The organism is Enterobacter sp. BIDMC 29, assembly GCF_019378755.1.
GTDB lineage: Bacteria > Pseudomonadota > Gammaproteobacteria > Enterobacterales > Enterobacteriaceae > Enterobacter > Enterobacter ludwigii.
Genome location: NZ_CP080000.1, coordinates 344,768 through 345,749, shown reverse-complemented (window position 1 = coordinate 345,749; position 982 = coordinate 344,768). Strand labels below are relative to the sequence as shown.

General features: G+C 47.4%; 1 protein-coding gene. It reads left to right on the top strand.

Translation table 11 applies throughout. The features are described from left to right. The first annotated feature begins 77 nt into the window (after positions 1-77). The gene (locus JTA15_RS01525) at positions 78-953 is read left to right on the top strand and encodes a GyrI-like domain-containing protein (protein ID WP_020885047.1); all 876 of its coding nucleotides are present in this window, start codon (positions 78-80) and stop codon (positions 951-953) included. Positions 954-982: the final 29 nt, after the last annotated feature.

The window sequence follows — 982 nt, the reverse complement described above, 5'->3', positions numbered from 1 at the left end:
CCTTTGTACGTCATTGAGCAAGATCGGTCAGGCAAACTGAATCGCCTTCGAGCATATTAAGCAGCACGGAGGAAGTCATGTGTGATAATAAAACTGATAGTTACGCCAGACGCTTTAAACAGGTCTTTGATTATATTGACCACCATCTCGATGACGCTTTATTACTGGAAAAACTGAGTGAAGTGGCTCACTTCTCGCCATTTCATTTCCATCGTCAGTTTTGTAGTTATTGTGGGATGCCACCTGGCCGTTACATCCAGATGATGCGCTTAAAACGCGCATCTTATCGACTGGCTTTTAATCCGTTAGAGAAAATCACTGATATCGCGTACGACGCCGGTTTCCAGCATTCTGAATCATTTAGCCGTGCTTTCAGACAAATGTTCGGTCTATCACCGACGCAATTCCGCCAGCAGCCCCCCTGGGTGGATTGGCATAAGCGCATATCCGAACCTTACAAAGCCAGGAGACAAACCATGCAAAGCCAGGTCAGGATCATTACTTTCCCCGCGACGTCAGTCGCAATGCTGACACATTATGGACAACCGGAGCGAATAAACGAAACGGCGGCTCGCTTTATTGAATGGCGAAAAACCACGGGTTTTTCACCGGTTGCCAGTAGCCAGACATACGGTATTGCACCACACGATCCAACCTTAACGCCGCCGGATGAATTTGAGTTCCATATTTGCGGAACCGTCACGTCACCCATTATTGAAGACAATCGCTTCGGGGTGATAAATAGTGACATTCCGGCTGGTCGCTGTGCGGTGTTACGTCATCAGGGATCGCATGATGCGTTAACCGGGTTGGCTAAGTCTCTGTATCGTGACTGGTTGCCAGAGAGCGGAGAGGAACTTCGCGACTTCCCGCTTTTCTTTCATTACCACAACTTTGTGCATGAGGTAGCAGAACATGAATTACTCACGGATATATATTTGCCGTTAAAATGAGCTGATTCAGGGTTATTGTTCATCGTTGA